This is a genomic window from Methylobacter arcticus, assembly GCF_050917435.1.
In the GTDB taxonomy this organism is placed as follows: domain Bacteria; phylum Pseudomonadota; class Gammaproteobacteria; order Methylococcales; family Methylomonadaceae; genus Methylobacter_A; species Methylobacter_A titanis.
Genome location: NZ_CP159583.1, coordinates 1,049,603 through 1,073,563 on the forward strand (window position 1 = coordinate 1,049,603; position 23,961 = coordinate 1,073,563).

The window sequence follows — 23,961 nt, forward strand, 5'->3', positions numbered from 1 at the left end:
TGTGTTTTACGGACGGATGCTTGCGCCCAGCCAATCTCATCTTGTAACGTTTTCAGTATGCCCTTATTTAGCAAATGATTTGGTTTGCTTAACGGATTAAACTGGCTCAAACTGTCCTTTTGACGGTATTTTGTTAAATTAAAATTGAAGAATCCCGCTAGGTGTGGGAGGGAAACGACTATGAAACAGATCAAAGTGGCAGGTTTGGTTATCGTCCTGATAGGAGCAATGACCAGCAACTCCGTATGGGCGAGAGGAGGGTATGGTGGCGGTCACTATGGTGGGAGGCATTATGGTGGTGGCTGGAGATATGGAGGCTACTATAGCGGCATCGGTTTGGGATTGGGCCTAGGTTATGGCTTAGGCTATTATGGTAGGACTTACCCTTTCCCCTATTATGATAGATCGTACTATTCCCCTTATTATGCTTATCCGCCCGCCGTGATCGCCGTACCAGTAACACCGCCGGTTTACATCCAGCAAGCTCCACCTGTTACTCAACAATACGCACCCGGTTACTGGTATTACTGCAATAACCCCGAAGGTTATTACCCTTATATCAAGCAATGTCCAGTCGGGTGGCTACAAGTTGCACCGACCCCCGCTGCACCTCGCTAAGGAGTACGAATATGTCACGTTTTACCCTAATGCTTTCGAGCACCGTTATACTAGCAGCATCCGGTTGTGTCAGCTTACCCAGCGGTCCCAGCGTCATGGTGCTGCCCGGTACCGGTCTTTCTTTTGATCAGTTTCGTAATGACGATGCTATCTGTCAGCAATACGCTTCGTTCCAAGTCGGCGGCACTACAGCGAATCAAGCGGCAGTGAATAGCGGCGTCACTAGCGCCGCAGTCGGCACAGCACTTGGTGCGGCAGCCGGCGCAGCCATCGGGGGCGGACGCGGTGCCGCCATCGGAGCCGGTAGCGGTTTGGTCGGCGGCAGTCTGGTTGGCACCGGCGCTGCCAGCAGCTCCATGTACGGGGTGCAACAGCATTACGATATAGCTTATATTCAGTGCATGTATGCCAAAGGCCACCAGGTCCCCGTGTCGGGACAGTTCTCTGGCGCAATATCTCAGCCTCAAGTTGTGCCGCCAGCCTCGTATATTCAGCCTTCTCCTGAGTCGACACCGCCCACGTATATTCCACCGCCACCGCCCGGTCTGCCACCGGCTCCACCACAATAACAGCACGATGAACAAAACTTACCCGCTCCTCAGGTTCACTAAAAATATTATCCCCTTGGGGGGCAACATTCATTTAGCCAATAGACTGCCAAACAACAAAGCCACCGCCAAAATAAAGCCGATTCCCGACGCCAAGGATGTACCAGAAAAATTCGATGTCTTGGTGTGCGCGTGCCGATAAGTGTTATCTCACCCTATGCGAAAAAACTATGTATCGCGCATGATGTACGATCACAGCTCTATCTTGCGTTTTGTGTAGGCGCGATTGCTTAACCAGTGCGAGGACACTGCGAAGCCCATTACACTAATGAGGTCGCAATGGAAAAATAAAGTGCTGATAATTAAAAAACCGGCTTTACCGACAGAGGCAACTATATGGCTAAAGATAAATTGAAAGAAATCAACTGGCTGTCTGATGTTGAGGAGCATGATTACCCGGCGGCTGAATCCTATCTCACGATCCTCTTCAGCGAAGCAAGGGTTGCCGAAATGATGGCTAGATTTAGACGCACTGCGATTGTGCGCTTCAAAGCTAAGGACATTTTTAGAGCGTCTCAGCTGTCTTTATTGGGCGTGAGCAACTCACACGTCGATAAAGACCGGGACAAGATCCTGAAGGGGAAGAGTCTTTCGCCGCTACTCTTGGTCAGGGACGAACAAAACAGCAAGGTAATCATCGCGGATGGCTACCATCGCCTGTGCGCCATTTACGCGTTTAACGAAGATGCCTTTATTCAATGCAAAATTATTTGAGCATTAAAACTCGGTTATCGGGGGCATGCCTGCGCTTGCCGCTCGCCGATGCCGTTGCAGGGTTATCGGTTGCCTTTATTTTGTTGCCAGAGGCAGTGGCTTATGCAGCCATTGCGCATCTTCCGATTCAACACGCTATCACTGCCGCCTTAGTGGGTTTAATCTGTTATGCCTGGTTAGGGAAAAGTCATTTTGCTATTGTTGCGCCCACTTCATCCGCTGCCGCACTGCTTGCTGCAGTCGTCTTATCATTGCATCCCGTTGATGGCAATACCGCCGAAGGCTTAGGCTTTGCGTTAGTCATATTAACGGGTGCCGGCTTAATCCTATTTGCCAAAGCCGGACTTGGGCGGCTGTCTGCATTCGTTTCGCGCCCTGTCCTGCATGGTTTTTCGTTTGCTTTGGCAGTCACCATCATCATTAAACAATTGCCCATCATGTTGGGCAGCAAAGTCAGTGCTGCCGATCCTTTTAGCATCGTTGTTGAGCTAATTCACCAGGTCCATGAGTGGGCTTTCTGGAGTGCAGTCATTGGTTTTGGCGCATTGATTTTGTTATGGGGACTAAAAAAGCGTTGGCCCGCTGTACCCGGCGCTTTTGTGGTATTGGCATTGGGTATCTGGTTAAGTCACTTGCTGAATCTTGCCGAGCTGCATGTGGCTACCATCGGGCCGGTGTTGATCAGGCCGCCAGGTTTTAGTTTACCCCTATTGCCTTTGGAAAAATGGCTTCGATTAGCGGAGCTGGCTTGTGGTTTACTGGTTATCATTGTTGCTGAATCTTGGGGTAGCATTCGAAGTCTTGCGCTGATTCACGGCAATGACGTCGAGCCCAATCGCGAGCTGTTGGCGCTGGGAACCGCCAATCTAGTTTCAGGTTTACTCCAGGGTATGCCGGTCGGAGCAGGATTTTCAGTGAGTTCTGCGAATGAGGGCGCGGGAGCAAAAAGTAAATTTGCCGGTGTCATTGCTGCACTATTTTTGCTGTTAATGGCGGCTTTTGGCAAAGCATGGATAGCGCTTATTCCAGAACCCATTGTGGCAGCGGCAGTTATCAATGCCTTGAGCCATGCCTTAAACCCTAAAGCACTACTTTATCTCTGGCGAATAAATCGTGATCAATATCTGGCATTGGCCGCGATCTTAGCCGTATTAGCTTTTGGGGTGCTACATGGCATGTTGATTGCGGTTGGATTGTCATTAGCCGCAGCAATACGTACCTTCAGTCAGCCGGTGGTTAGAGAATTGGCTGAGCTTGGACATTCACGCGATTATGTGGATAGAGAAAATCACCCCAAGGCGATAACGCACGCAAACTTGTTAATTCTTCGACCAGAAGAGCCGTTATTTTTTGCCAGCGTCGAAGGTATTCTGGCTGAAGTTCAGCGACGTTTTACTCGCAGCAAGGATGTGCATATTCTTATCATCAGTCTTGAACAAAGTGCTAATCTGGATAGCACGGCGGCTGAATGCTTGATTGAACTTGCCAATGAACTTAAACGGCAAAATAAAGTGCTTTTATTGGCGCGTGTCAAAGATCCGATCAGGCAATTATTACTCAAACTGGCCGAGGCGCAATTTAAGGACAAGCTTTTTTGGAGCGTAGAGGACGCAGTGGTTAGTGTGTGCAAAAACTCACACGAAGGCATGTTAATCAATGAAAATAATCCACTTAATTTAACAAGGTAGCATTAGGAAAACACTATGAATCTACACAACCGATTCGAACGACTAAAAAATACCTTTGCCGAAGGCAAAAAAACCGTGCGATTTGATGGTTATATTTTTGCGGGGCTGATGTTTTTATCAGTATTGGGGGTCAGTATTGCCGATGCTTTTGAAGGTTTAAGCCAATGGTACTGGGTGGCAATGGTGCCGGTTTTTTTCGGAGCCTGCCTTTATCTTGAATGGCAATCCTCGCTGGATTCAGGCGTGTCTGCCAAAACAATTTTTTTAAAGCAATTTCAACATTGGTTAGGCTTGTTGGTCACGTTCTACCTCACTTTTTTTCTCAGAAAAATCGGCAGTCTCGATAATCAAACCACCGGTTTGATATTGCTGTTATTGTTGGCGCACAGCACTTTTCTTGCCGGCATAACGATGGGCTGGCTGTTCCGTTTACTGGGTATCTTTCTGGCCATTTGCTTGGTATTAGTCGCCTATATGGAACATTTTCTGGGATTTGTTATTGGTATTTCTGTCTTGATGCTGCTTGTCTATCGCTTCGTGGTTAGACCTTAGACCGGTTGACGAAAAAAAGCCCCATCTACGGCACCGATACCCAATAAACTCGGATGCACTTCGTACGATTAACGCACACACACATTTTAATTAAGCGTAGTACTTTTGGTGAGCGCGCTTCAGATGCTATTGCCGCTTTTGGCGGCTCTTGGACATTTATCCTGATATTTTTTGCCGCCCTTGTTTTTGGACTATGGTCAATACTGAAATACTCGGCCCGCTCCATGAGGTGTTCGATCCTTATCCCTATATATTTCTCAATCAATCTCATGTTATCCATCCTTGCCGCTATTCAGGCACCGATTATCATGCTGTCGCAGAATCGGCAAAGCGCCCAAGATCGTCTTGATACTGCAATTGATCGCAGTGTTAATGTGCGCGCTGAACTCTCCATTCAAGAGATTAGCGAACGCTTAAACAGAATTGAAAAAATGCTTGCTGTAACCGCCTTTGAAGGGGCACGGCAACAAGAACATCATTCTGACGAGACCAAGATTGTCGATTGAAAAAGGGCTGTCAGGTAACTTAGAAAATCAAGAATGCCTTCCGCCCACCGCTCCAAATTGGCGGTGGAGCGCTCTACGCGAATCGATAAAAATAAAAGCAGTGCGCTGATGGTGAACAACAAGCTAATCGATAGCCAGCGCTTTATCTATCGGATAACTCACCCTATCTGAAGGCTGACTTTTGACGATACCCAACTATTTTGTCTGTCATTCGCCACGGCGAATGACAGCTACTTGCTACCGAAGAGCATCGCTAGCGTGTTATGGCTCAAAAATTGACAAAAACCGAGACTATGCCCAAATGATGCAGGGTGGCATTGATATGGTTTTTATCATCAATGTATTGATTTAAATAACCCAATTCGGTCCTGACATGGGGATTAAAGGTCCAGCCTAGGCCGGCGAAGGCTCGGTTTTGATCAAAACCGGATTTGCCACCCCAATTGGTGGTATTTACCCGGTAAAAAGCCTCATCCCAAGTGATAAAGCTCAAGCGATCCTCGAAAGCAAACGGATGCATGAACTTGATCATTTGTCGCGGTCTTTCCCTCACTTGTGAGCCAAGCCCAAAATTGGTTTCCCACAGGGCTCTAAACGTAAATGTGCCAATTTCAGTAGGCAAAACATAACGGAATGCCGGCCAAACGTCCTGTTGCGAAATGTGCGGTTTACCGATGTTTTGCGTAGGCACCCAAGTGTAGCCTACCCAGACGGTAGCACGGTCACTCAAAGAATAACCAACAGCGGTACGCACCATGCCTTGGTACCAATGATCCCAGTTGCCATCGAATCGACTTTGTCCTTCCAGCCAGATCCGGCCTTTTGCCAGTGCAGGGTCAACAAACTTCAAGCTACCTTCTCCCGCGGTCTGCATCCACCCACCGCTATCCTCAACCAATTCCCCTGCCTGAATAGTGTGAAACCCAATTGCCAAATTAAAAAATACGATTGATTGGCTTAGAAAATGTTTAAGTGATTTACGCATTTTTCAAAGAACCGTGTATTCAGTAGGTATCATTAATCGCTTATTCGATTGATAAAACTTGCATTTATTCATGGCAGTTTTTTCGCCTCCCGTAGATACTGGATTATTTGTGACGAGGTTGTTGCTCCATTGCATCAAGCTCAATAAGTCGCTCTGGTATAAGAACCGTTTGAAGACGACTTTGTTCAGCGGGGTCTATTTACCAAGATACAGGCATTTCATGTGCCACAATGCAAAAGACAAAATAACTTGAATAAAATCAATAAGAAGATTCAAATTACAGGAGGTTGGCTAGAAGTATTTCGAGCGTAAATAGGTTGAAATCAACCAAGCAATACGGTTGTTTTCAACCAGGAATTTTGGTTTATTTGAACCATCCCTCACTCTAATTGCAATGATTTCCATGGATTTAGCCAGTGCAATTTAAGCGCTTCGGTATGAACTATACTTTAGGTGAAATAGCCGGGTAGGGTGGACGACGCTTTTTTGCCCACGCGCTTAAACGCATAATCTGTATTTTGATGTGTCAACACTTTTCAGGGCATTCAAATCATCAAATGCACAAGTAGCAACAGTCACGTAAATTAAACAGTTTTCAGTACAAGCTACTTAAATAGATGATCTACATTCTCTACACAAAAAATTGTATGTTTTTTGGCAAGATGGTGTTAATTTAAAATAATGAATAATACGCCACGCCACTTCAAAACTTGGTTCTCTTTTGTGCTGATGCTCGCGGTTCTCTGTCATTTCAACTTGGGCCATAGCGACGTTTCGACGTATGTATTGTGTTTCGGAGCGGATGGTCATGTGGCCGTGGAGCGTGCCGATCATGATCATAGAATCAATGCAGATAAAGTCTCCCTGACCAAGACCGAGACCGGTGTTTATTTCACGAACGGGGATTTACCTTGTAACGATATTCCCGTGGTCGGCGATAATCACGGCGCTCATGTTCCTCTATCGGCTTTATCCAAAGTATCCGTTGATCTTGGGTTTTTGCCCCTGATTTTCCTGGTTTTTCTGCTTATCCCCTACGCCAGGGTCATTACACGGCGACCTTTTTTCCCTGATCCACTGTTCACCGATTCCCGCCTGCTTGGCCTACGCAGTACTGTTCTTCTGATTTAGCCCGCTCTTCATAGCCGTAACCCGACAGTCGATGATGTAGGCTTAGAGCCTGCTTGTCTGCTGCGTTCGTTTATTCATGCTACGGAGAGACTATCCATGTGCTCAAATTATGCGCTGCCACTCGGCATCGCGCTCAGTGTAATACTTACAAGTGGTCCGGTCGGCGCTAATCCGACAGACCAGAAAATGCCGCGTGTCCACCAGGAATACCAGAACCCGGCGGAACGTGCTTCAAACCCGTCCGTCGAACCGACCGGATCTCTCATTTTGCCTCAAGTACTGGCTTTAACGTTGACCCGGAACCCGAATTTAGCGGCTTTTTCCGAGGAAATTCGCGCACAAGAAGCGGCTGAACTGCAAGCGGGTCTATTGCCGAATCCGGTGTTTGATGCAAATGCGGCCAATTTTGGCAACGGGGCCGTTAGGGGATTTGATGGCGATGTCGTGACACTCGCGTTGAGTCAATTAATCGAACTGGGCGGTAAACGTGCCGCCCGTATTCAGGTCGCACAGATCGGTCGCGAAGTTGCGGACTGGGATTATGAAATCCAGCGTGTGACGGTATTGGCTGGCGTGGCGCAAGCTTTTATCGATGTGCTCGGTGCCCAGGCCCATACCGAACTGGTGAAGCATTCGCTGGAGCTTGCGGAAAAAGTCGTCCAAACCGTCAGTAACCAGGTTAAGGCCGGAAAAGTGTCTCCGGTCGAAGCGACCCGCGTTGAAGTTGCTTTAGCAACAGCAAAAAGCGAAATGATGCGCACCGAACGGGAACTGGAAGTGTCCAGGAGAAAGCTTGCCGCGTTCTGGGGCAGTACGTCACCGCAATTTTTAAACGTACAGGGCGACCTCGAAGCTATTCAAACACTGCCTTCATTGCAGTCGCTGACTGATCGGCTGAAGCAGAGTCCTGAACTTGTCCGCTGGACATCCGAACTGTCCAGGCGACAAGCGTTATTGGATCAGGAAAAAGCCAAGGCCGTACCCGATTTGACCGTGACCCTCGGCGGCAGCAATTATTTGGACGCCCAAGATTATGTCATGAACGCGGGATTTTCTATGCCGCTGCCGGTTTTCGACCGGAATCAGGGCAATATTCAGCAAGCCGAGCGGCGGCGCAGCAAAGCTGAGAACGAACAGGAGGCAACCCAAGCCAAAATCGGCACCGAACTCAATGCGGCGTATCTGAACCTTGATGCAATCCATGCTGAAATCGAGAACTACCGCTCTACTATTCTGCCAGGAGCCGAGAGCGCGTATCAGGCCGTGCAAAAAGGCTACCAGTTAGGAAAGTTTGCCTTATTGGATGTGCTGGATACCCAACGAACCTTATTTAATGCCAAAGGCCAATATCTGCGTGCCTTGACCGCCTATCATCAAGGCATCGCCGACATTGAACGACTCATGGGCGGCGCTATCAGCGAGGACTCAAAATGAACAAAAAAACGTTAATAATCTTAAGTAGCTTAATAATTATCGGCATCGTGCTGGCCGGTCTGATTCTCACCTTGAAGGTATCTACCGTTACCGATGAAGAACATGCCGAGTCCGCCGAACACAATGAAGCATTTCCGCGTGGGCCGCATCGCGGCAGGCTGTTGACTAAGGACGGCTTTGCGCTGGAGGTCACGATCTACGAAACGGGCGTTCCGCCCCAGTTTCGCGTTTATGCCTACCGGAACGATAAACCCGTCTCGCCTGAACAGGTGCAACTGGACATTACCCTGCATCGTTTCGGTGGACGGATCGAGCAGATTCGGTTTAAACCGGAAGCCGACTATCTACTTGGAGATGCGGTTATTGAAGAACCGCATTCGTTTGATGTGAACATCAATGCCGGTTTTGATGGAAAGATTTTCCCATTCACTTATTCGCAAGTGGAAGGACGGATTCAATTGAATGCCGCATCACTGCAAAGTGCCGGTATCACAATCGATATGGCGGGGCCAGCTCGTATCGAAAGCGTGTTGAAATTGCCTGGCACCATTGAGTTTGATCAGAACCGGCTGGCTCATGTTGTCCCTCGGGTCAGCGGCGTAGTAGTGGACGTCCGTAAAAAACTGGGGGAATCCGTTGGACAGGGAGAAGTACTCGCAGTCCTGGAAAGCCGCGAACTGGCGGATTTAAAAAGCCGCTTGGCAACCGCGCGTAAACGCTTGGAACTTGCTCGTTCGTTGCACCAGCGGGAAGAGCGCTTGTGGCGTGAAAAGATTTCCGCCGAGCAGGATTATTTGAACGCCCGCACACAACTGGCTGAAGCCGAGATTGCCGTCACCACGGCTAACGACCAGTTGGAAGTTTTGGGTATGCAAGCGGATAAAGGCGCACACGGTATCAGTCTGGCTCGCTACGAACTGCGTTCGCCGCTAAAGGGAACCGTGGTTGAAAAACATCTGGTCGTCGGAGAATCCGTTCAGGCCGATACGAAAGTGATGGTCATTGCCGATTTGACCCAGGTTTGGGGCGATTTCAGTGTGCCTGCCAAAGATTTGAACCAAGTTAAAGCCGGACAACAGGTACGCGTTAAAGCGCCTGAGTTGGGCCTGGAAACCGAGGCAACCATTGAATATCTGGGCGCCTTGGTTGGCGAGAAAACGCGTTCGGCACCTGCCCACGTTCATATCGATAATCCTGAGCAACGCTGGCGGCCCGGCTTGTTCGTCAGCATCGAGGTGGTCGAAGCGGTAGTCACCGTGCCGGTAACGGTCGCTCTCGAAGGGCTACAGAACTGGCGTGATTTCGATGCGGTGTTTGTTCAGGTTGGTGATCAATTTGAAGTGCGTCCATTGCAACTGGGGCGGCGGGATGCCAATCGGGCAGAGGTTCTACAAGGACTTGCTCCAGGAGAACATTATGCAGCAGCCAATAGTTTCGTGTTGAAAGCGGAATTGGGTAAGGCCAACGCGACTCACGATCATTAGGAGGCATCATGTTCGAACGAATTCTAAAATTATCTATTCAAAACCGTTGGTCCATTATGCTGGCCACCTTAGCAGTGGCAGCGCTGGGGGTCTACAATTTCCAGCGCCTGCCGATCGATGCGGTGCCGGACATCACCAATGTTCAGGTACAGATCAACACCGCCGCATCCGGTTATTCTCCGTTAGAGACGGAACAGCGCATCACCTTTCCGATTGAAACGGTTATGGCAGGGCTTCCGGGTCTGGAACAGACGCGGTCGCTGTCCCGCTATGGTCTGTCCCAGGTGACCGTTATTTTTAAAGATGGAACCGACATCTATTTTGCCCGGCAACTGGTCAGTCAACGCATTCAAGAGGCAAAAAGCCAACTGCCGCCGGGACTGGAACCCGCTATGGGACCGATAGCCACCGGCCTCGGCGAGATTTTTATGTGGACGGTGACAGCAGGGGCCGATGCGCGCAAAGCCGATGGCAGCCCCTACAATGAAACCGATCTGCGGACATTGGAAGACTGGGTGGTGCGCCCGCAGATGCGCACGGTGCCCGGCGTCACCGATGTCAACGGCATAGGCGGTTATGTTAAGCAATACCACGTTACGCCCGATCCGGCAAAACTGATCGCTTACGGACTGAGCCTGCGAGACGTAATCACCGCGTTGACCCTTAATAATGACAATGTCGGTGCCGGTTACATCGAACATCACGGCGAACAATACCTGATCCGGGTGCCTGGCCAGGTAAAAAACCTTGAGGAAATCGGGCGCATTATCATTGGCAATCACCAGGGGACGCCGATCTTCATCAGGGATGTGGCCGATGTGTTGATCGGCAAGGAACTGCGCACCGGCGCCGCCACCGAAAATGGCCGTGAAACCGTGCTCGGCACGGTGTTTATGCTGGTGGGTGAAAACAGCCGCGCGGTTTCTCAACTGACCGGTGACAAACTGGAGGTCATCAACCGCAGTTTGCCGGACGGCGTTAAGGCTACGCCAGTCTATAACCGGCGCATTCTAGTCGATAAAACCATCGCAACGGTCAAAAACAATCTGCTGGAAGGCGCTATTCTGGTTATTGTCGTGTTGTTTTTGTTTTTGGGCAATCTGCGTGCCGCTTTGATTACTGCGCTGGTGATTCCGCTGGCGATGCTGTTTACCTTCACCGGCATGGTCGCGCAAGGCGTCAGCGCCAATTTGATGAGTCTGGGCGCACTGGATTTCGGCATTATTGTTGATGGCGCTGTGGTCATCGTGGAAAACTGTGTCCGTCGCCTGTCTATCGAACAACACCGCTTGCAGCGTCCATTGTCCTTGACTGAGCGGCTTGAAACGGTGTTCAGTGCGTCCCATGAGGCAAGACGGGCGTTACTGTTCGGTCAGGCCATTATTATGACCGTGTATTTACCGATATTCACCTTGTCAGGCGTCGAAGGCAAAATGTTTCAGCCGATGGCGTTTACCGTTGTAACCGCCTTGTTGGGTGCAATGTTGCTGTCCATCACCTTTATCCCCGCCGCGCTCGCAATCTTTATCGGCGAACGGGTGAGCGAAAAGGAAAGTCCGCTGATGCGTTCCGCACATAAAATCTATCAGCCGCTGTTGGATCGGGCCTTGGCAAATGTTCCGGTGGTTTTGACGGGCGCTGCGGTATTGGTTGTCTTGAGTTTGCTGTTGTCCACGCGCATGGGATCGGAATTCATGCCCACGTTGGATGAAGGCGATATCGCCCTGCATGCCTTGCGTATTCCGGGAACCAGTTTATCGCAGGCGGTTGAGATGCAGCGCACGCTGGAGCAGAAAATTACTACCTTTCCGGAAGTTGAACGGGTGTTCGCCAAGATCGGCACCGCCGAGATCGCGACCGACCCGATGCCGCCCAGTGTGGCAGACACGTTAATTATGCTGAAGGAACACTCTGAATGGCCCGATCCAGGCCGTTCCAAGGCCGACCTGCTGACGGCGCTGGAACACGCGGTCAAGGAAGTGCCGGGCAACAACTATGAATTTACCCAGCCGATCAAAATGCGCTTTAACGAATTGATAGCCGGTGTTCGAGCCGATGTCGCGGTCAAAGTGTTTGGCGATGATCTGGAGAATCTCCTTGAAATTGCCGGGCAAATGAGCAAGGTTCTGGAAAAGGTGCCGGGAGCTTCGGATGTTAAAGTCGAACAGGCAACCGGATTGCCGTTATTGACGGTGCAGATTAAACAGGACATGCTGGCACGCTTCGGTTTGAATACCGCCGATGTTCAGGCCGCCGTTCAAGCGGCGATGGGCGGGGCCAGCGCCGGTGAGATTTTTGAAGGCGACCGGCGTTTCGAGCTGTTGGTGCGCCTGCCGGAAAAACTGCGCAGCGACCCTGAGACGATGCGGCAAATCCCCATACCGTTGCCGACTCAGCAACAGGCTCCGATACAACAAGCTTTTATTCCGCTCGGCACGGTAGCGGACTTTGAATTGACTCAGGGGCCTAATCAAATCAGCCGAGAAAATGGTAAAAGGCGGATTGTTCTGACCGCTAATGTGCGAGGCCGGGATTTAGGCTCCTTCGTGGCGGAAGCCCAGAAAAAAATTAGCACCGAGGTGAAAGTACCCGCCGGATACTGGATTGCCTGGGGCGGCCAATTCGAGCAGATGATTGCCGCCACCGAGCGGCTGCAAATCGTGGTTCCGTTAGCGTTGCTGATAATTTTCCTGCTGTTGTACGCCACTTTCGGTAATTTCCGCGACGGCCTTTTGGTGTTCACTGGTGTACCGTTCGCGTTGACCGGAGGTATCGTTGCACTGTGGCTGCGGGATATTCCCTTGTCGATTTCGGCGGCAGTCGGGTTTATTGCGCTTTCCGGCGTGGCGGTGCTCAATGGTCTGGTGTTGATTACCTTTATCAATAAATTGCGCCAGGATGGTTTAGCGCTGGCACAGGCAATCCGCGAGGGGGCGATGGTTCGGTTAAGGCCGGTATTGATGACGGCGTTAGTGGCGTCATTCGGTTTCGTGCCGATGGCGATTGCCACGGGAACCGGAGCCGAGGTACAGCGTCCCCTGGCGACCGTAGTCATCGGCGGCATCCTGTCGTCAACGATGCTGACTTTGTTGGTGTTACCGATTCTCTATTGGTTCGCACATTACAAAGATGAGCATATCGATCTATAACCGACTTCTTGAGTAAGTCCGATGAAAACAAAATTACTGATGACACTCTTTCTGGTTTGTTTACTGCCAGCGTGCAGCAATATGAATTCGCACGCGATGGATGTCGATTTAACCGTGCAGCATGAAGCGCTAATACGGCATTTTGAGGAGGAAGCGAAGCAAGTACAAATTATGATTGATAAACACAAAAAAATTCTCAGCCAATTTAAGTCCAACAGCTATGTTTACGGCAGACACGCTGAAGACCTTAAAACGCATAGCGAAGAAGTGATTAATCTCTATGAAAAAGCCGTTGTTACTAACCGGGAAATGGCTGATATGTTTCGGGATATGGAGTACTAATATGGGCTGAAATCCAACTGGTGTTATCCAGTAAACAAAAGCTGAACACCCTATAAACTATGTAGAGCTAGACAATAATTTGTTTAGCTTTACAAATTACGAGGATCACATTATGAAACTAGGAATAATTATCTATTCGAATGATTCGGAAACCGTATGGAATGCTTTCAGGCTATCGTCTTTTTCACTTAAAAAAAGCGATGAAGTTGAGGTTTTTCTGCTCGGGAAAGGCGTAGAAAGCGAAACGCTTGATACACACAAGTTTAATGTTTCTGCGGAAATGAAGCAATTTATCGAAGCAGGTGGAAAAATTTACGCCTGTGGTACCTGCCTTAAGCTGAGGGAGCTTGAAGAGACAGAAATATGTCCGGTTTCAACGTTGTTTGACCTCCATAAGATTATCAGTGAATCAGATAAGATACTTACTTTTTAATGGGATCAAAATGAACAGAAAAGAACATTGGGAAGCTATTTATAAAAGTAAATCTCCTGTTGAGGTGAGTTGGTATCAACAGAAACCGACGATCTCCCTTGAGTTAATCGCAAAATGTTTATTATCAACCGCTGATTCAATCATTGATGTGGGCGGAGGTTCGTCAACACTCTGTGATAATCTCTTAGAAAGAGGTTATAACCATTTGACCGTTTTAGATTTATCCGCTAACGCCCTTGAACATTCAAAACAGCGGTTAGGTGATAAAGCGAGTTTAATAGAATGGCAAGTCGAGGACGTAACGAAGTTTTCCGCCCCTGAATACTATGACATTTGGCATGACCGTGCGGTATTTCATTTTTTAACTGACGAAAGCGACCGCAAAAAATATAAAGACGTGTTAAATGCTTCAGTTAAGGTAGGTGGTCACATTATTATTGCCGCTTTTTCTATTGGCGGCCCTACAAAGTGCAGTGGGTTAAGCATCGTTCAATACGATGAAACCAAGTTAAAAACCGAATTAGGAAAGAATTTCACACTTGTTCAACAACGCGCTGAAGAACATATTACGCCAACCGGTAACGCGCAGGTATTTGGGTATTATCTGTTTGTAAAAAATGCTTAGGTGATTGCCAAGAATAAATATACCCAAATGGCGCAGGATTTTTGTTCATCTACAAGGCGTAAAAATGGGCGCATAGCAAGCTATGCAACCATTTTTGCAACGCAGGAGATGGACAAAAAGACCAGTCAGTTGGGTTTATTACGCTGTTGCCCGACCTGGCTGCATCAATACAGGTGAATCGCCACACCTGTTTTTACGGTACAAGAATTATGAATTCATGCAATCAAGCTAAAAAATCCTGCGGTTGTGCAGGAGAGAAACCGGATGCCAGTCAGCCAACCGTATCCATGCCTGCGAGTGGCATGACTTTCAAGATAGAAGGCCTGGACTGCACTGAAGAAGTCGCCATTTTAAAAAGCGCGATAGGCTCATTAGTGGGTGGCAGTGACAAGCTGGTTTTTGATATTTTAAATGGGCGAATGACACTTTTGCCTGATGCGGAGCCGGTGACTGAAAAAACTATCATTAAAGCGGTTACCTTAACCGGCATGAAGGCGGCTCGCTGGCAAGCGGGTCAGGCGCAAGCTGATGAAAAGCAACTACACCGTTCGAAAACTGTTTATACCACACTCAGCGGTATGTTTATCATTGTCGGCATGTTGATTCATATCGCTATGGCCGGTGGGTTTACTGATGCGCAAACTTTTCTCAGCCACCCTGAAAATTGGTCACTACACTGGGCGGTTATCACTGACTATCTCACTAGCTTAGCTAACGCACATGCTCAGCAAGCGATGCCTTTACCTGAAAAAATCGCGTTTGGCCTGGCGGTAATCTTCGGTGCTCGGCATGTGATGGTTAAAGCTTTTTATGCGCTGAAACGGTTGCGTGCCGATATGAATTTGTTGATGATGGTTGCCGTTATCGGTGCCATATTCATTGATGAATGGTTTGAAGCGGCCACCGTGAGTTTTTTATTTTCCCTGTCCCTGGCGATTGAAAGCTGGAGCATTGGCCGTGCCCGTCATGCGGTAGAGGCTTTACTGGATTTGGCACCCTCTACGGTTACAATCAAGGATGAAAGCGGACAGGAACGCAGGGTACCTGCCGCAGAAGTCAGTATCGGCAGCCGTTTTATAGTAGCGCCTGGCGATAAAATCCCCTTGGATGGCGATGTGATTAGCGGCTTCAGTCCGGTCAATCAGGCACCGATTACAGGTGAAAGCATGCCTGTTGCCAAGCAAGTTGACGATGAAGTGTTTGCCGGAAGTATCAATGGTGAAGGAACACTGGAGATCAAATCCTCAAAACTCGCCTCGGATACCACCCTGGCGCATATCATTCGTCTGGTGGGAGAAGCCCATAGCAAGCGAGCGGAAGCCGAGCAATGGGTGGAAAAATTTGCGCGCATTTATACCCCGGCGGTGATGATCTTAGCGCTGGCTGTGTTTATCATCCCACCGTTGTTTTTAGAAGGCAGCTGGAACGAGTGGTTTTACCGTGCCTTGGTGTTACTGGTGATTGCCTGCCCTTGTGCGTTGGTCATTTCAACGCCGGTCAGTATTGTCGCGGCATTGGCTAGCGCAGCCAGGCAAGGTATTCTGATCAAAGGCGGCATTTATATTGAAGCACCTGCCCATCTTAATGCGATTGCCTTTGATAAAACCGGAACGCTGACCGCTGGTGATCCAATAGTCACCGGAATTTATCCTTTTAATGGTCATAGCGAAGAAGAACTGTTAAGTCGTGCTGCTGCACTGGAAGCGCGAAGCAATCATCCGCTGGCTAAAGCCATTTTACAGTACACAGAAAATCGGGGTATCGGTATTGCCAGTGCTGACAATGTGACGATTCTGCCTGGTAAAGGGGTAACCGGACTATTTAATGGCGCTGATTTCTGGTTGGGATCGCGTCGCTATCTATTAGAGCGTAGTCAGGAAGTTCCGGAAATCAGTGAAAAAGCGATTGCCCTTGAACAAACCGGCCAAACCGTTATTGCTATTGGCAATGACCGGCACATTTGCGGCTTGATTGCCGTCGCCGATCAGCCCCGTGCTCAAATCAAAGCGATTTTACAATCCCTCAGAGAAAAGGGAATCAAGCACCTGGTTATGTTGACCGGCGATAATCGGGTTACGGCTAATAACATCGCGGCTCAAATCGGTATTGATGAAGTGCATGCTGAATTGTTGCCTGCCGATAAAGTTGAGATCGTTAGTCAAATGATCGAAAAATACGGACAGGTTGCGATGATCGGCGATGGCGTTAATGATGCACCGGCGCTGGGGCGGGCCAATTTGGGTATTGCTATGGGCGTATTGGGTTCGGATGCGGCGATAGAAATCGCGGATATTGCCTTAATGGGTGACGACCTCTCCAAACTCCCTTGGTTAATCGGTCATTCCAAAAGAACACTGGCGATTATCCGGCAAAATATTATCTTTGCACTCACTATCAAAGCCGCTTTCGCACTGTTAGCTTTTGCAGGGCTTGCAACGTTATGGGAAGCCATTGCGGCCGATACGGGGGCTTCTTTAGTGGTTGTTGCAAACGGATTGAGGCTACTCCGTCCTGGCAATGTTTCTGCTAAATAATCTGAACAACGTTTGAAATTTTTTCAAATGAGCTTCACATCGAAATTCACCTTAATTTATGCTACTTTAAACAATAGTAGCGCATATGCCCGACATGATGTGTCAACACTTTTCCGGACACAAAGTTAAGCAGATTTTAGCTGCATTTTGTAGTCCACTGGCGACAAATAGTCATTGGCCGAATGAAGTCGTTCATGGTTATAAAACACCTCGATATATTCGAATATATCCTGCTTAGCTTCCGCTCTGGTTTGATAGCGCTGATGATGAACCAGTTCGGTTTTCAGCGTATGAAAGAAGCTTTCTGAGACGGCATTATCCCAGCAGTTGCCTTTGCGGCTCATGCTCTGGATGATGCTATGTTGCTGCAACAGTGTGCGATGACTGACAGAGGCGTATTGACTGCTTCTGTCGGTGTGCCAAATCAAGCCTTTGCCGGGTTTGCGCTTCCAAACTGCCATCGATAACGCCTCGTTCACCAATTTAGCCGGCAAGTGCTCGGCCATTGACCAGCCGACTACTTGCCGCGAATACAAATCGATAACGACAGCCAAGTACAGCCAGCCTTCCTGAGTATGAATATAAGTGATGTCGCCGACATAAGCTTGATTCGGTTGCGCTACCGTGAATTGCCGATCCAGATGATTGGGCGCAATGGGTAAGTTGTGCTTGGAATTCGTGGTCGCTTTGAATTTGCGTTTGGTTTTACAGGCCAAACCCGCCGCATCCATTAGCCGTCCAATACGACGACTGACCTGCTGATCCCGTTTGATTAAGGCTTCCTTGAGGCAGCGCGTCCCATAGTTTTTTCGGCTCTTTTTGAACAGGGTCTTTATGACCTCAACCAGCTTAACATCGTCTTTTTCAATGGCTGTCTGAGGGCGCTCTTGCCAAGCATAGTAGGCACTACGAGAAACGCTCATGAATTGACACATCGATTTAACTGAAAATTGGCTCTCATGTTGTTTAATCCAGGCGTACTTCTCGGTAACCGCTCCTGCGTTGCTCTACCTCCTGTATGACCCACAGGGATGTGGGGAATGCAGAGAAATGAATGGATTATTTCCTGTCCATGCAGTCGACCGTTGCTCCTTGGCAAAGTACGCCGCTGCTTTTTTTAACAGGTCACGTTCCTCTATTAACCGGGCGACTTCCTTCTTCAACCGCTTCAACTCTTCGTATAGATGCTCATCGGTTCGCACGATTTTGTTGTGCTCCTAGGCTGGCTATATTTGTTGATCCAGGTATGGAGCGTATTGGGATTAACGCCTAAATCCTTTGCTATCTGGGTAATCGGCTTATCCGAACCTATCGCCAGTTTCACCGAGGATTCTCTAAATTCTGCACTATATATTTTTGGTTTTGATTTTTCTTGATCCATTTTCGACACTCTCTAATTTCAGATTATTTTAGATTGTGTGTCCGGTTAGTGTAGCCACTTCAGTGAGTATTTTGGCGGGAGCTATGCTACCGTGAGTCGAGCAGTGAAACCGGCGGGAAAAAGAGCGTAAAATGTAAAGCCTGACCTCTATTAATGCTATTAATGTCTCATGCACATTCACCGGATATTATTAATCTCTTTTCTTTTACTGTTGCTTTTAGCCACAGTGCCTATAGTTGTCCTTTCCTTTTATGCCTCACGAGTTGCTTTAGAAGCGGAAATTGGTCGAAGTCTTAACAATGACGCGGCCTTGTTGATGGAACAAATCGACATGATGATCTTCGAACGCTTACAAAATGTCCATTCATGGAGTCACCTGGACATTATTCAAGAAGGCCGCATCGGTGATGTGGATAAACGTCTGGCGCAATTTTTGGCGGAATTGGAACACGGTTATCCCGGGGTATACCGAAGCCTGTTTTATCTGAATAGAGAAAGCCGGATTGTCGCCGCTGGCGATCCGGCCTTGATCAGGCGCTCTTTTCAGCCGCAAGCGGATTGGATACGCGCGCAAGTACCACACGGTGAAGTTTTTCTGGAAGCCTTGCAGTTACAACCGCCCTATGAACAGGCGGATCTGTTAATCCGTGCCCCGGTACCTGATAACTACGCTACCGGGGACATTGGACAGCTGTATGGGATATTTGATCTTCGGCAGATTTTCCGGTTATTCGATCAGGCCAGTCATGCTGACTCAGGCGAGCGCTTTGTTATTCTACTGGATGCTGAGGGTAGGACGATAGCCGCCTCAGCAGCAGCACGTGCTCAAAATCTGCTATTGACCGATACTTTTGCAAGCTGGAAGCGCAAGGAACAAAATGGCCTCGCCGTCCATACCGGTAAACCGTTGACTAATTCATCGGTATTGGTGGGTTATGCTGTCTCCAAAGGTTATCAAGGCTACGCCAATATGGGCTGGTCATTGCTGGTTATTCAGTCTACGCAACAGGCATTTCAACCCATCTGGGCTTTGTGGTGGCTATTTTGCAGCGTTTTTATCGTAGCAGGTTTGATCGCTATCGGCGTCGCTCAATGGGTGTCCGGACGTATCGCCAAGCCTCTGCTGGATTTAACCGCGTGGGTTAGGCGCTTCCAAAAAGCATCGGATTGTATGAGTCCCCCTGTATCCGGCGTGCAAGAAGTACGCGAATTGAGTGTAGCCTTTGGGCAACTCACGGAAGATTTACAGCGATCCCGCCAACAGGTTATCCACGCGGCTAAATTGGCCGTTGTTGGCGAAATGGCTGCTATCATGGCTCATGAAGTACGTACTCCATTAGGCATTTTGCAAACCACCGCACAAATGTTGCAATGGGAAACGGCCTTAAGCCCAGATGGTCAGGAAATGACGCGCATGATTGTTGAAGAAAGTGCCCGGCTCAATCGTTTGATCTCCACCTTGCTAGACTGCGCTAGCCCGCGTCTGCCAAATATGCAACCGCAAGATCTGCATATAATTATACAGCGAGTTATTGATCTGCTTGCCACGCAGGCACAAAAAAAAGCTATACGGGTTGACTGGCTAATACCTGAAAAGGCCGCAATCATCGAATGCGATGAGGAATTATTAGTACAGGTTTTTCTAAACCTGATTTTAAATGCCATTCAAATCGTTCCTAAAGGCGGGCGAATACGGATACGTACAGATTGTTCAGAGACTACAGCCATTAAAATAACGGTAGCGGATGATGGCCCAGGCATCCCGCCGGAAAATTATAGCCGCTTGTTCGATCCATTTTTTACCACCCGGGAGGGCGGGATTGGCCTTGGCTTAACAGTCACACAGCAGATTATCACCGTCCACGGAGGCCATCTTGCCGCGGACAAAAGCGATTTGGGCGGTGCGTGTTTTACGCTGTTATTACCCTTTCATCAGGGACAAAAACTATGTTGAACGGATCTCGTGTTTTAGTGGCCGACGATGAACCCAATGCGCGGCGCATACTGGAAATTTTATTGCGTAGATTGGGCTGTGAGGTGTTTTCAGCTGCCGATGGGAAAGCGGCGCTTGCGATACTGCGCGAAACACCTATGGATTTATTGATCACCGATCTCAATATGCCGGGTATGGGGGGACTGGAATTATTAGCGGCTTTGCGCAGCGACGGACACGCTTTGCCCGTCATTGTGGTGACCGCCTACGGCACTGTGGAAAATGCGGTTGCCGCTATGAAACAAGGCGCCTTCGATTTTATTATCCGCCCCCTGGATGTCGAACAGGTGGAAATGGTGATTCATCGCGCACTGAATGTGCAAAGAATACACCAGGAAAATGAATTTCTGCGCGATGAAATGAACAAAGACTGGGGCGAATTCGTCGGTCAATGTCCTGCTATGCAGAAAATTTATGAACTGATTCGGCAAGCCGGACCCAGTAAGGCCAGCATATTTATTATTGGTGAAACCGGAACCGGAAAAGAGTTAGTCGCACGAGCCATCCATAGCAATTCAGGGCGACGCGGCTTATTCGTACCCATCAACTGCGCGGCTATTCCCGCCGATATTCTGGAAAGCGAGTTGTTTGGCTACGTTCGTGGTGCTTTCACGGGTGCCCACAAGGATCGGGTCGGTAAATTTGAATTGGCGCACGAAGGTACCTTGTTTCTGGATGAGATTACCGAAATGAACCCGTCTATTCAAGCCAAGCTGCTGCGAGTACTCCAGGAAAGTCGCATTGATCGTTTGGGAAGTAATCACAGCATTGAAGTCGATATCCGCATTATCGCCGCAACTAACCGTGATCCCTTGGGCGCTGTTCGTTTGGGCCGGTTACGCGAAGACCTTTACTATCGCATCAATGTTTTAGGTATTCAGTTACCCCCTTTGCGCGAGCGCCGAGAGGATATTCCTTTATTGGCACGTCATTTTCTCGAAAAATACCGGCGCTCACTCGGCGGAGACTCCTTTAAATTGTCGGGGGAAGTAGCCCAGGCATTAATGGCATACGCATGGCCGGGCAATGTACGCGAACTTGAAAATATGATGGAACGGGCGGTTGTTTTAAGCCAAGGCTTGGAGGTTGGCCTTAGGCATTTGCCACAGGAAATGCTGTTAACGGAATCTCCCGTAATATTGATGTCTTCCATCGGTAATGAAGATATGGATCTGGAAGCCAGCGTGGCAAAACTGGAAAAGAATTTATTGAATAAAGCCCTCGCGGAATCTGCCGGTAACAAAGCAAAAGCCGCGCGTATTCTAAAAATCAGTGAGCGCACACTTTGGTATAAGCTCAAAAAATATGACTTAAAAGCGGGGAGTCCGGAATAATCAGCAAAAAAGAACAGCAGAATATATATTGAACGTCTTTCCATCATATAGCGCGTTGTCCGCCAATCTTTTAATCCGATGATCTCTCAGCCGTGTTCTTTCAGCAGTCTCTTAATCTATGCGCGTTCTTACTTTTTTTAATGTAGTTGTGGCTGCGTTGTCGATGGGATCGATACTTGCAGAAGCAGCTGATGATGATGTCGAAAGCATTTATCGACTGGGTAGTGGCTATCCAGTGAGCGAAACCGGGTTACGTATTGGCGGCTATGCCACTACAAAAATAGGCCTGCCCCGTGCAGACCCCTGGTATTTCGATGTCAGTGATCTCAGCCTTTTTCTGACCTGGGATAATGGTTCGCGACTGCGTTTTTTCTCAGAATTGGAAGTCGGCGATGTCCTGAGCGCAGGTGAGCATCAATCGCTGGGAACACAGAAAGCCCATTTCGAATTTGAACGGTTTTATATCGACGGTCTGGTGAACAACAATCTGACTATACGGCTAGGAAAGTTTCTTACCCCAGTCGGTCAATGGAACCTGATTCATGCAGCTCCGCTGGTTTGGACTAGCTCTCGCCCGGTAGCGACTGAAAACCTATTCTCTACCCATGCTTCAGGACTCATGCTGCACGGCTCTGTCTCCGTTGCTAACCGTCAGCTGGAATATAGTGTGTATGGTGATATCAGTGAGAGCATCGACCCGTACCGATCAAAAAAACCTTTTGAAAATGCACTGGGGGCTCATTTACGTTACCCCCTCACCGACACCCTGCAGATAGGCGCTTCTTTTGCCAATTTTGTCCTGAATGATCTGCCGCCCACGCGCTATAATTTGGCCGGACTTGAGGTTGCGTGGTCTTATCAGAAGTATGAACTCAGCAGCGAAATAGTTTACCGCACTAGCGACCATACCAATATAAAAAGCACCTGGCAGAGTTTTGTACAGAGCGTGATCCCGCTTAGTCAATATTGGTTCGTCGTAGGGCGATACGAATTTTTTGAACAGCCGCAGGATAAACCTGGACAAGTCGGGTTACTAGGGCTTGCCTACCGGCCGTTACCGCCCATTATCTGGAAATTGGAATATCGACTGGGGACAAACAATGAAACGCTAGCCGCAGACGGCCTAGCAGCGTCCTTTGCTATACTATTCTAATGGCCATGCGCATAGCTTACGCGTTACTTGTCGCTATCTTGTTACCCTGGTTTTCTGCACGCGCTGCCGAACCTTTAGCGATCATAATCGCTGCGGCCAACCCGCTGGATACGCTCTCGCTTGATGACTTAAAACTCGTTTATCTGCGCAAAAGTCAAATGGACACGGAAGGCAATCGCTGGCTTCCATTAAACATGCCCGTCACCGATTCCTTACGGCGCGATTTCTCACTCGCGCTTTTCTCACTGTTGCCGGAAGAGCAGGAAGACTATTGGAGTGTCCAATATTTCAACGGCATCAGTCCTCCCAAGGTAATGGCTTCTGAAGAAGCCATATTGCGCTTTGTGGCATCGACAACCGGATCGATCGGTTATGTCCGCAAACAAAAAGTGGACAACCGGGTAAAGGTGTTACTGCTCATTACCCTACCCACGGCAAAATAAGCATATTGTCCATCAACAGCCATTTTCATACCAAAATTGCAGACTTTATTTGCGTGGACTGCAAAAATGAGTGCTTAATTTTCTGCCTATTGATATTAAAATCAAATTAAATCGGCATGTTAAAGTTTGGCATGAATGGTGCTTTATAGATTGTGTAGGCGAATAAAATATTCGTCACCTAACCTTAAACCTGGATTTACTCTTATGAACAAAAAAACTAATCCACTACAATTAAAAACCCTCGCCATTTCCATTTGCCTGACTTTTACGGCTTCAGCCTACGCAAGCAATGATCACGGCAGCAATCATGTTGAAAATTCTCATCATGATAGCAACCATGGAAATTCGGCTTCCGGCGGCAGCGAAAGCAAACTCAAGAGCTATTTAATAGCGGTTAACGAACCTTTGGCTCAAGGTGAAGTTAAATTGGAACAAAAGACCAGCAAAACCGAATTTTCGGCGGAAGTTAAAATACCGGTGCCTAGCACCGCACTGAACGTAGCTGATATCACCGCTGCAACTGATGCGACGCTGACCTTGGTTTTACGCGACAACTTGGGTGCGGATTATGCGGAATGCAATGTAGACCTGAACAAAATCAAAACAGTGGCCAACAGAAGAGTATCCATCCTGACTGCCGAGTATAAAGTCAAAATCACTGACCGTAACGGTTTTCTGCAAGCAAATGGTGGCGTTTGCGATATTGATTTAAACGCGTCTGGCATTCAGAGCGGCGTTCCTATGATTCAAATCGGTGACACGGCTGAAATAACGATTGACACCAACGGTGCGACTATTGGAACCGGCAGCTTCTAACGCGACACCTGACCAGACACCCTGTTAAGTTTTCGGCT

At 48.5% G+C, this 23,961-nt stretch carries 21 protein-coding genes and 1 pseudogene; 20 read left to right on the forward strand and 2 right to left on the reverse strand.

The window, feature by feature from the left end; all coding sequences use genetic code 11:
* Positions 1 to 180: 180 nt before the first annotated feature.
* The 7 genes from ABXJ76_RS05105 (at position 181) to ABXJ76_RS05135 (ending at position 4,857) form a co-directional block, all read left to right on the forward strand.
* Positions 181 to 618, forward strand: a complete 438-nt coding sequence (locus tag ABXJ76_RS05105) for a hypothetical protein (protein WP_432744748.1) — start codon at positions 181 to 183, stop codon at positions 616 to 618.
* Between the two features lie 11 nt (positions 619 to 629).
* Positions 630 to 1,187, forward strand: coding sequence for a glycine zipper family protein (locus ABXJ76_RS05110; RefSeq protein WP_432744750.1), 558 nt, complete (start codon positions 630 to 632; stop codon positions 1,185 to 1,187).
* 375 nt (positions 1,188 to 1,562) lie between these two features.
* Entirely contained in the window at positions 1,563 to 1,940 is a 378-nt protein-coding gene (locus ABXJ76_RS05115) for a hypothetical protein (RefSeq protein ID WP_432744753.1), read from the forward strand.
* Positions 1,937 to 3,628 (forward strand): SulP family inorganic anion transporter, encoded by a 1,692-nt coding sequence (locus ABXJ76_RS05120; RefSeq protein ID WP_432744755.1) that lies wholly within the window; start codon positions 1,937 to 1,939, stop codon positions 3,626 to 3,628. The genes ABXJ76_RS05115 and ABXJ76_RS05120 overlap by 4 nt, the downstream gene beginning before the upstream one ends.
* 15 nt (positions 3,629 to 3,643) lie before the next feature.
* The gene (locus ABXJ76_RS05125) at positions 3,644 to 4,180 is read left to right on the forward strand and encodes a hypothetical protein (protein ID WP_432744758.1); all 537 of its coding nucleotides are present in this window, start codon (positions 3,644 to 3,646) and stop codon (positions 4,178 to 4,180) included.
* A 53-nt stretch (positions 4,181 to 4,233) separates the two neighbouring features.
* Complete coding sequence (locus ABXJ76_RS05130; RefSeq protein ID WP_432744760.1) at positions 4,234 to 4,686, forward strand: DUF1003 domain-containing protein; 453 nt, start codon at positions 4,234 to 4,236, stop codon at positions 4,684 to 4,686.
* A gap of 33 nt (positions 4,687 to 4,719) precedes the next feature.
* Complete coding sequence (locus tag ABXJ76_RS05135; RefSeq protein ID WP_432744763.1) at positions 4,720 to 4,857, forward strand: hypothetical protein; 138 nt, start codon at positions 4,720 to 4,722, stop codon at positions 4,855 to 4,857.
* Positions 4,858 to 4,954: 97 nt separating this feature from the next.
* On the opposite strand, the gene ABXJ76_RS05140 is transcribed toward ABXJ76_RS05135, so the two are convergent.
* Positions 4,955 to 5,536 carry a DUF2490 domain-containing protein gene (locus ABXJ76_RS05140; protein WP_432744766.1) on the reverse strand — a complete coding sequence of 194 codons (582 nt, stop codon included), beginning with the start codon at positions 5,534 to 5,536 and terminating at the stop codon, positions 4,955 to 4,957.
* 816 nt (positions 5,537 to 6,352) lie between these two features.
* Between ABXJ76_RS05140 and ABXJ76_RS05145 the strand changes: the two genes are divergently transcribed.
* The 8 genes from ABXJ76_RS05145 to ABXJ76_RS05180 all read left to right on the forward strand — a co-directional run bounded on the left by ABXJ76_RS05145 (position 6,353) and on the right by ABXJ76_RS05180 (position 16,803).
* Positions 6,353 to 6,802, forward strand: a complete 450-nt coding sequence (locus tag ABXJ76_RS05145) for a hypothetical protein (protein WP_432744769.1) — start codon at positions 6,353 to 6,355, stop codon at positions 6,800 to 6,802.
* A 96-nt stretch (positions 6,803 to 6,898) separates the two neighbouring features.
* The gene (locus tag ABXJ76_RS05150; protein ID WP_432744771.1) at positions 6,899 to 8,236 is read left to right on the forward strand and encodes a TolC family protein; all 1,338 of its coding nucleotides are present in this window, start codon (positions 6,899 to 6,901) and stop codon (positions 8,234 to 8,236) included.
* Positions 8,233 to 9,720, forward strand: coding sequence for an efflux RND transporter periplasmic adaptor subunit (locus ABXJ76_RS05155; RefSeq protein ID WP_432744774.1), 1,488 nt, complete (start codon positions 8,233 to 8,235; stop codon positions 9,718 to 9,720). Before ABXJ76_RS05150 ends, ABXJ76_RS05155 begins: the two co-directional genes overlap by 4 nt.
* A gap of 8 nt (positions 9,721 to 9,728) precedes the next feature.
* Complete coding sequence (locus ABXJ76_RS05160) at positions 9,729 to 12,869, forward strand: efflux RND transporter permease subunit (RefSeq protein WP_432744777.1); 3,141 nt, start codon at positions 9,729 to 9,731, stop codon at positions 12,867 to 12,869.
* A gap of 21 nt (positions 12,870 to 12,890) precedes the next feature.
* Positions 12,891 to 13,211 (forward strand): hypothetical protein, encoded by a 321-nt coding sequence (locus ABXJ76_RS05165; RefSeq protein WP_432744780.1) that lies wholly within the window; start codon positions 12,891 to 12,893, stop codon positions 13,209 to 13,211.
* A gap of 112 nt (positions 13,212 to 13,323) precedes the next feature.
* Positions 13,324 to 13,644 carry a DsrE family protein gene (locus ABXJ76_RS05170; protein ID WP_432744783.1) on the forward strand — a complete coding sequence of 107 codons (321 nt, stop codon included), beginning with the start codon at positions 13,324 to 13,326 and terminating at the stop codon, positions 13,642 to 13,644.
* 10 nt (positions 13,645 to 13,654) lie between these two features.
* The gene (locus tag ABXJ76_RS05175) at positions 13,655 to 14,269 is read left to right on the forward strand and encodes a class I SAM-dependent methyltransferase (protein WP_432744785.1); all 615 of its coding nucleotides are present in this window, start codon (positions 13,655 to 13,657) and stop codon (positions 14,267 to 14,269) included.
* Positions 14,270 to 14,478: 209 nt separating this feature from the next.
* Positions 14,479 to 16,803 (forward strand): heavy metal translocating P-type ATPase, encoded by a 2,325-nt coding sequence (locus ABXJ76_RS05180; RefSeq protein WP_432744787.1) that lies wholly within the window; start codon positions 14,479 to 14,481, stop codon positions 16,801 to 16,803.
* A gap of 125 nt (positions 16,804 to 16,928) precedes the next feature.
* Here ABXJ76_RS05180 and ABXJ76_RS05185 read toward each other — a convergent pair.
* A pseudogene (locus ABXJ76_RS05185) lies at positions 16,929 to 18,184 on the reverse strand (IS3 family transposase).
* A gap of 211 nt (positions 18,185 to 18,395) precedes the next feature.
* On the opposite strand from ABXJ76_RS05185, the gene ABXJ76_RS05190 reads away from it, so the two are divergent.
* From ABXJ76_RS05190 to ABXJ76_RS05210, 5 genes are all read left to right on the forward strand, one after another.
* A complete protein-coding gene (locus tag ABXJ76_RS05190) occupies positions 18,396 to 20,138 on the forward strand; it encodes a sensor histidine kinase (protein ID WP_432744790.1) in 1,743 nt (580 codons plus the stop codon).
* Positions 20,132 to 21,511, forward strand: a complete 1,380-nt coding sequence (locus tag ABXJ76_RS05195; protein WP_432744791.1) for a sigma-54-dependent transcriptional regulator — start codon at positions 20,132 to 20,134, stop codon at positions 21,509 to 21,511. The genes ABXJ76_RS05190 and ABXJ76_RS05195 overlap by 7 nt, the downstream gene beginning before the upstream one ends.
* Before the next feature lie 118 nt (positions 21,512 to 21,629).
* Positions 21,630 to 22,664 (forward strand): hypothetical protein, encoded by a 1,035-nt coding sequence (locus ABXJ76_RS05200; RefSeq protein WP_432744793.1) that lies wholly within the window; start codon positions 21,630 to 21,632, stop codon positions 22,662 to 22,664.
* Positions 22,664 to 23,107 (forward strand): hypothetical protein, encoded by a 444-nt coding sequence (locus ABXJ76_RS05205; protein WP_432744795.1) that lies wholly within the window; start codon positions 22,664 to 22,666, stop codon positions 23,105 to 23,107. Before ABXJ76_RS05200 ends, ABXJ76_RS05205 begins: the two co-directional genes overlap by 1 nt.
* A 204-nt stretch (positions 23,108 to 23,311) precedes the next feature.
* Positions 23,312 to 23,923, forward strand: coding sequence for a hypothetical protein (locus ABXJ76_RS05210; protein WP_432744797.1), 612 nt, complete (start codon positions 23,312 to 23,314; stop codon positions 23,921 to 23,923).
* Positions 23,924 to 23,961 lie beyond the last annotated feature (38 nt).

Coding starts and splice junctions, on each gene's coding strand:
- ABXJ76_RS05105 (WP_432744748.1), top strand. CDS start 181: ATGAAACAGATCAAAGTGGCAGGTTTGGTTATCGTCCTGATAGGAGCA.
- ABXJ76_RS05110 (WP_432744750.1), top strand. CDS start 630: ATGTCACGTTTTACCCTAATGCTTTCGAGCACCGTTATACTAGCAGCA.
- ABXJ76_RS05115 (WP_432744753.1), top strand. CDS start 1,563: ATGGCTAAAGATAAATTGAAAGAAATCAACTGGCTGTCTGATGTTGAG.
- ABXJ76_RS05125 (WP_432744758.1), top strand. CDS start 3,644: ATGAATCTACACAACCGATTCGAACGACTAAAAAATACCTTTGCCGAA.
- ABXJ76_RS05130 (WP_432744760.1), top strand. CDS start 4,234: ATGCACTTCGTACGATTAACGCACACACACATTTTAATTAAGCGTAGT.
- ABXJ76_RS05135 (WP_432744763.1), top strand. CDS start 4,720: ATGCCTTCCGCCCACCGCTCCAAATTGGCGGTGGAGCGCTCTACGCGA.
- ABXJ76_RS05145 (WP_432744769.1), top strand. CDS start 6,353: ATGAATAATACGCCACGCCACTTCAAAACTTGGTTCTCTTTTGTGCTG.
- ABXJ76_RS05150 (WP_432744771.1), top strand. CDS start 6,899: ATGTGCTCAAATTATGCGCTGCCACTCGGCATCGCGCTCAGTGTAATA.
- ABXJ76_RS05155 (WP_432744774.1), top strand. CDS start 8,233: ATGAACAAAAAAACGTTAATAATCTTAAGTAGCTTAATAATTATCGGC.
- ABXJ76_RS05160 (WP_432744777.1), top strand. CDS start 9,729: ATGTTCGAACGAATTCTAAAATTATCTATTCAAAACCGTTGGTCCATT.
- ABXJ76_RS05165 (WP_432744780.1), top strand. CDS start 12,891: ATGAAAACAAAATTACTGATGACACTCTTTCTGGTTTGTTTACTGCCA.
- ABXJ76_RS05170 (WP_432744783.1), top strand. CDS start 13,324: ATGAAACTAGGAATAATTATCTATTCGAATGATTCGGAAACCGTATGG.
- ABXJ76_RS05175 (WP_432744785.1), top strand. CDS start 13,655: ATGAACAGAAAAGAACATTGGGAAGCTATTTATAAAAGTAAATCTCCT.
- ABXJ76_RS05180 (WP_432744787.1), top strand. CDS start 14,479: ATGAATTCATGCAATCAAGCTAAAAAATCCTGCGGTTGTGCAGGAGAG.
- ABXJ76_RS05195 (WP_432744791.1), top strand. CDS start 20,132: ATGTTGAACGGATCTCGTGTTTTAGTGGCCGACGATGAACCCAATGCG.
- ABXJ76_RS05200 (WP_432744793.1), top strand. CDS start 21,630: ATGCGCGTTCTTACTTTTTTTAATGTAGTTGTGGCTGCGTTGTCGATG.
- ABXJ76_RS05205 (WP_432744795.1), top strand. CDS start 22,664: ATGGCCATGCGCATAGCTTACGCGTTACTTGTCGCTATCTTGTTACCC.
- ABXJ76_RS05210 (WP_432744797.1), top strand. CDS start 23,312: ATGAACAAAAAAACTAATCCACTACAATTAAAAACCCTCGCCATTTCC.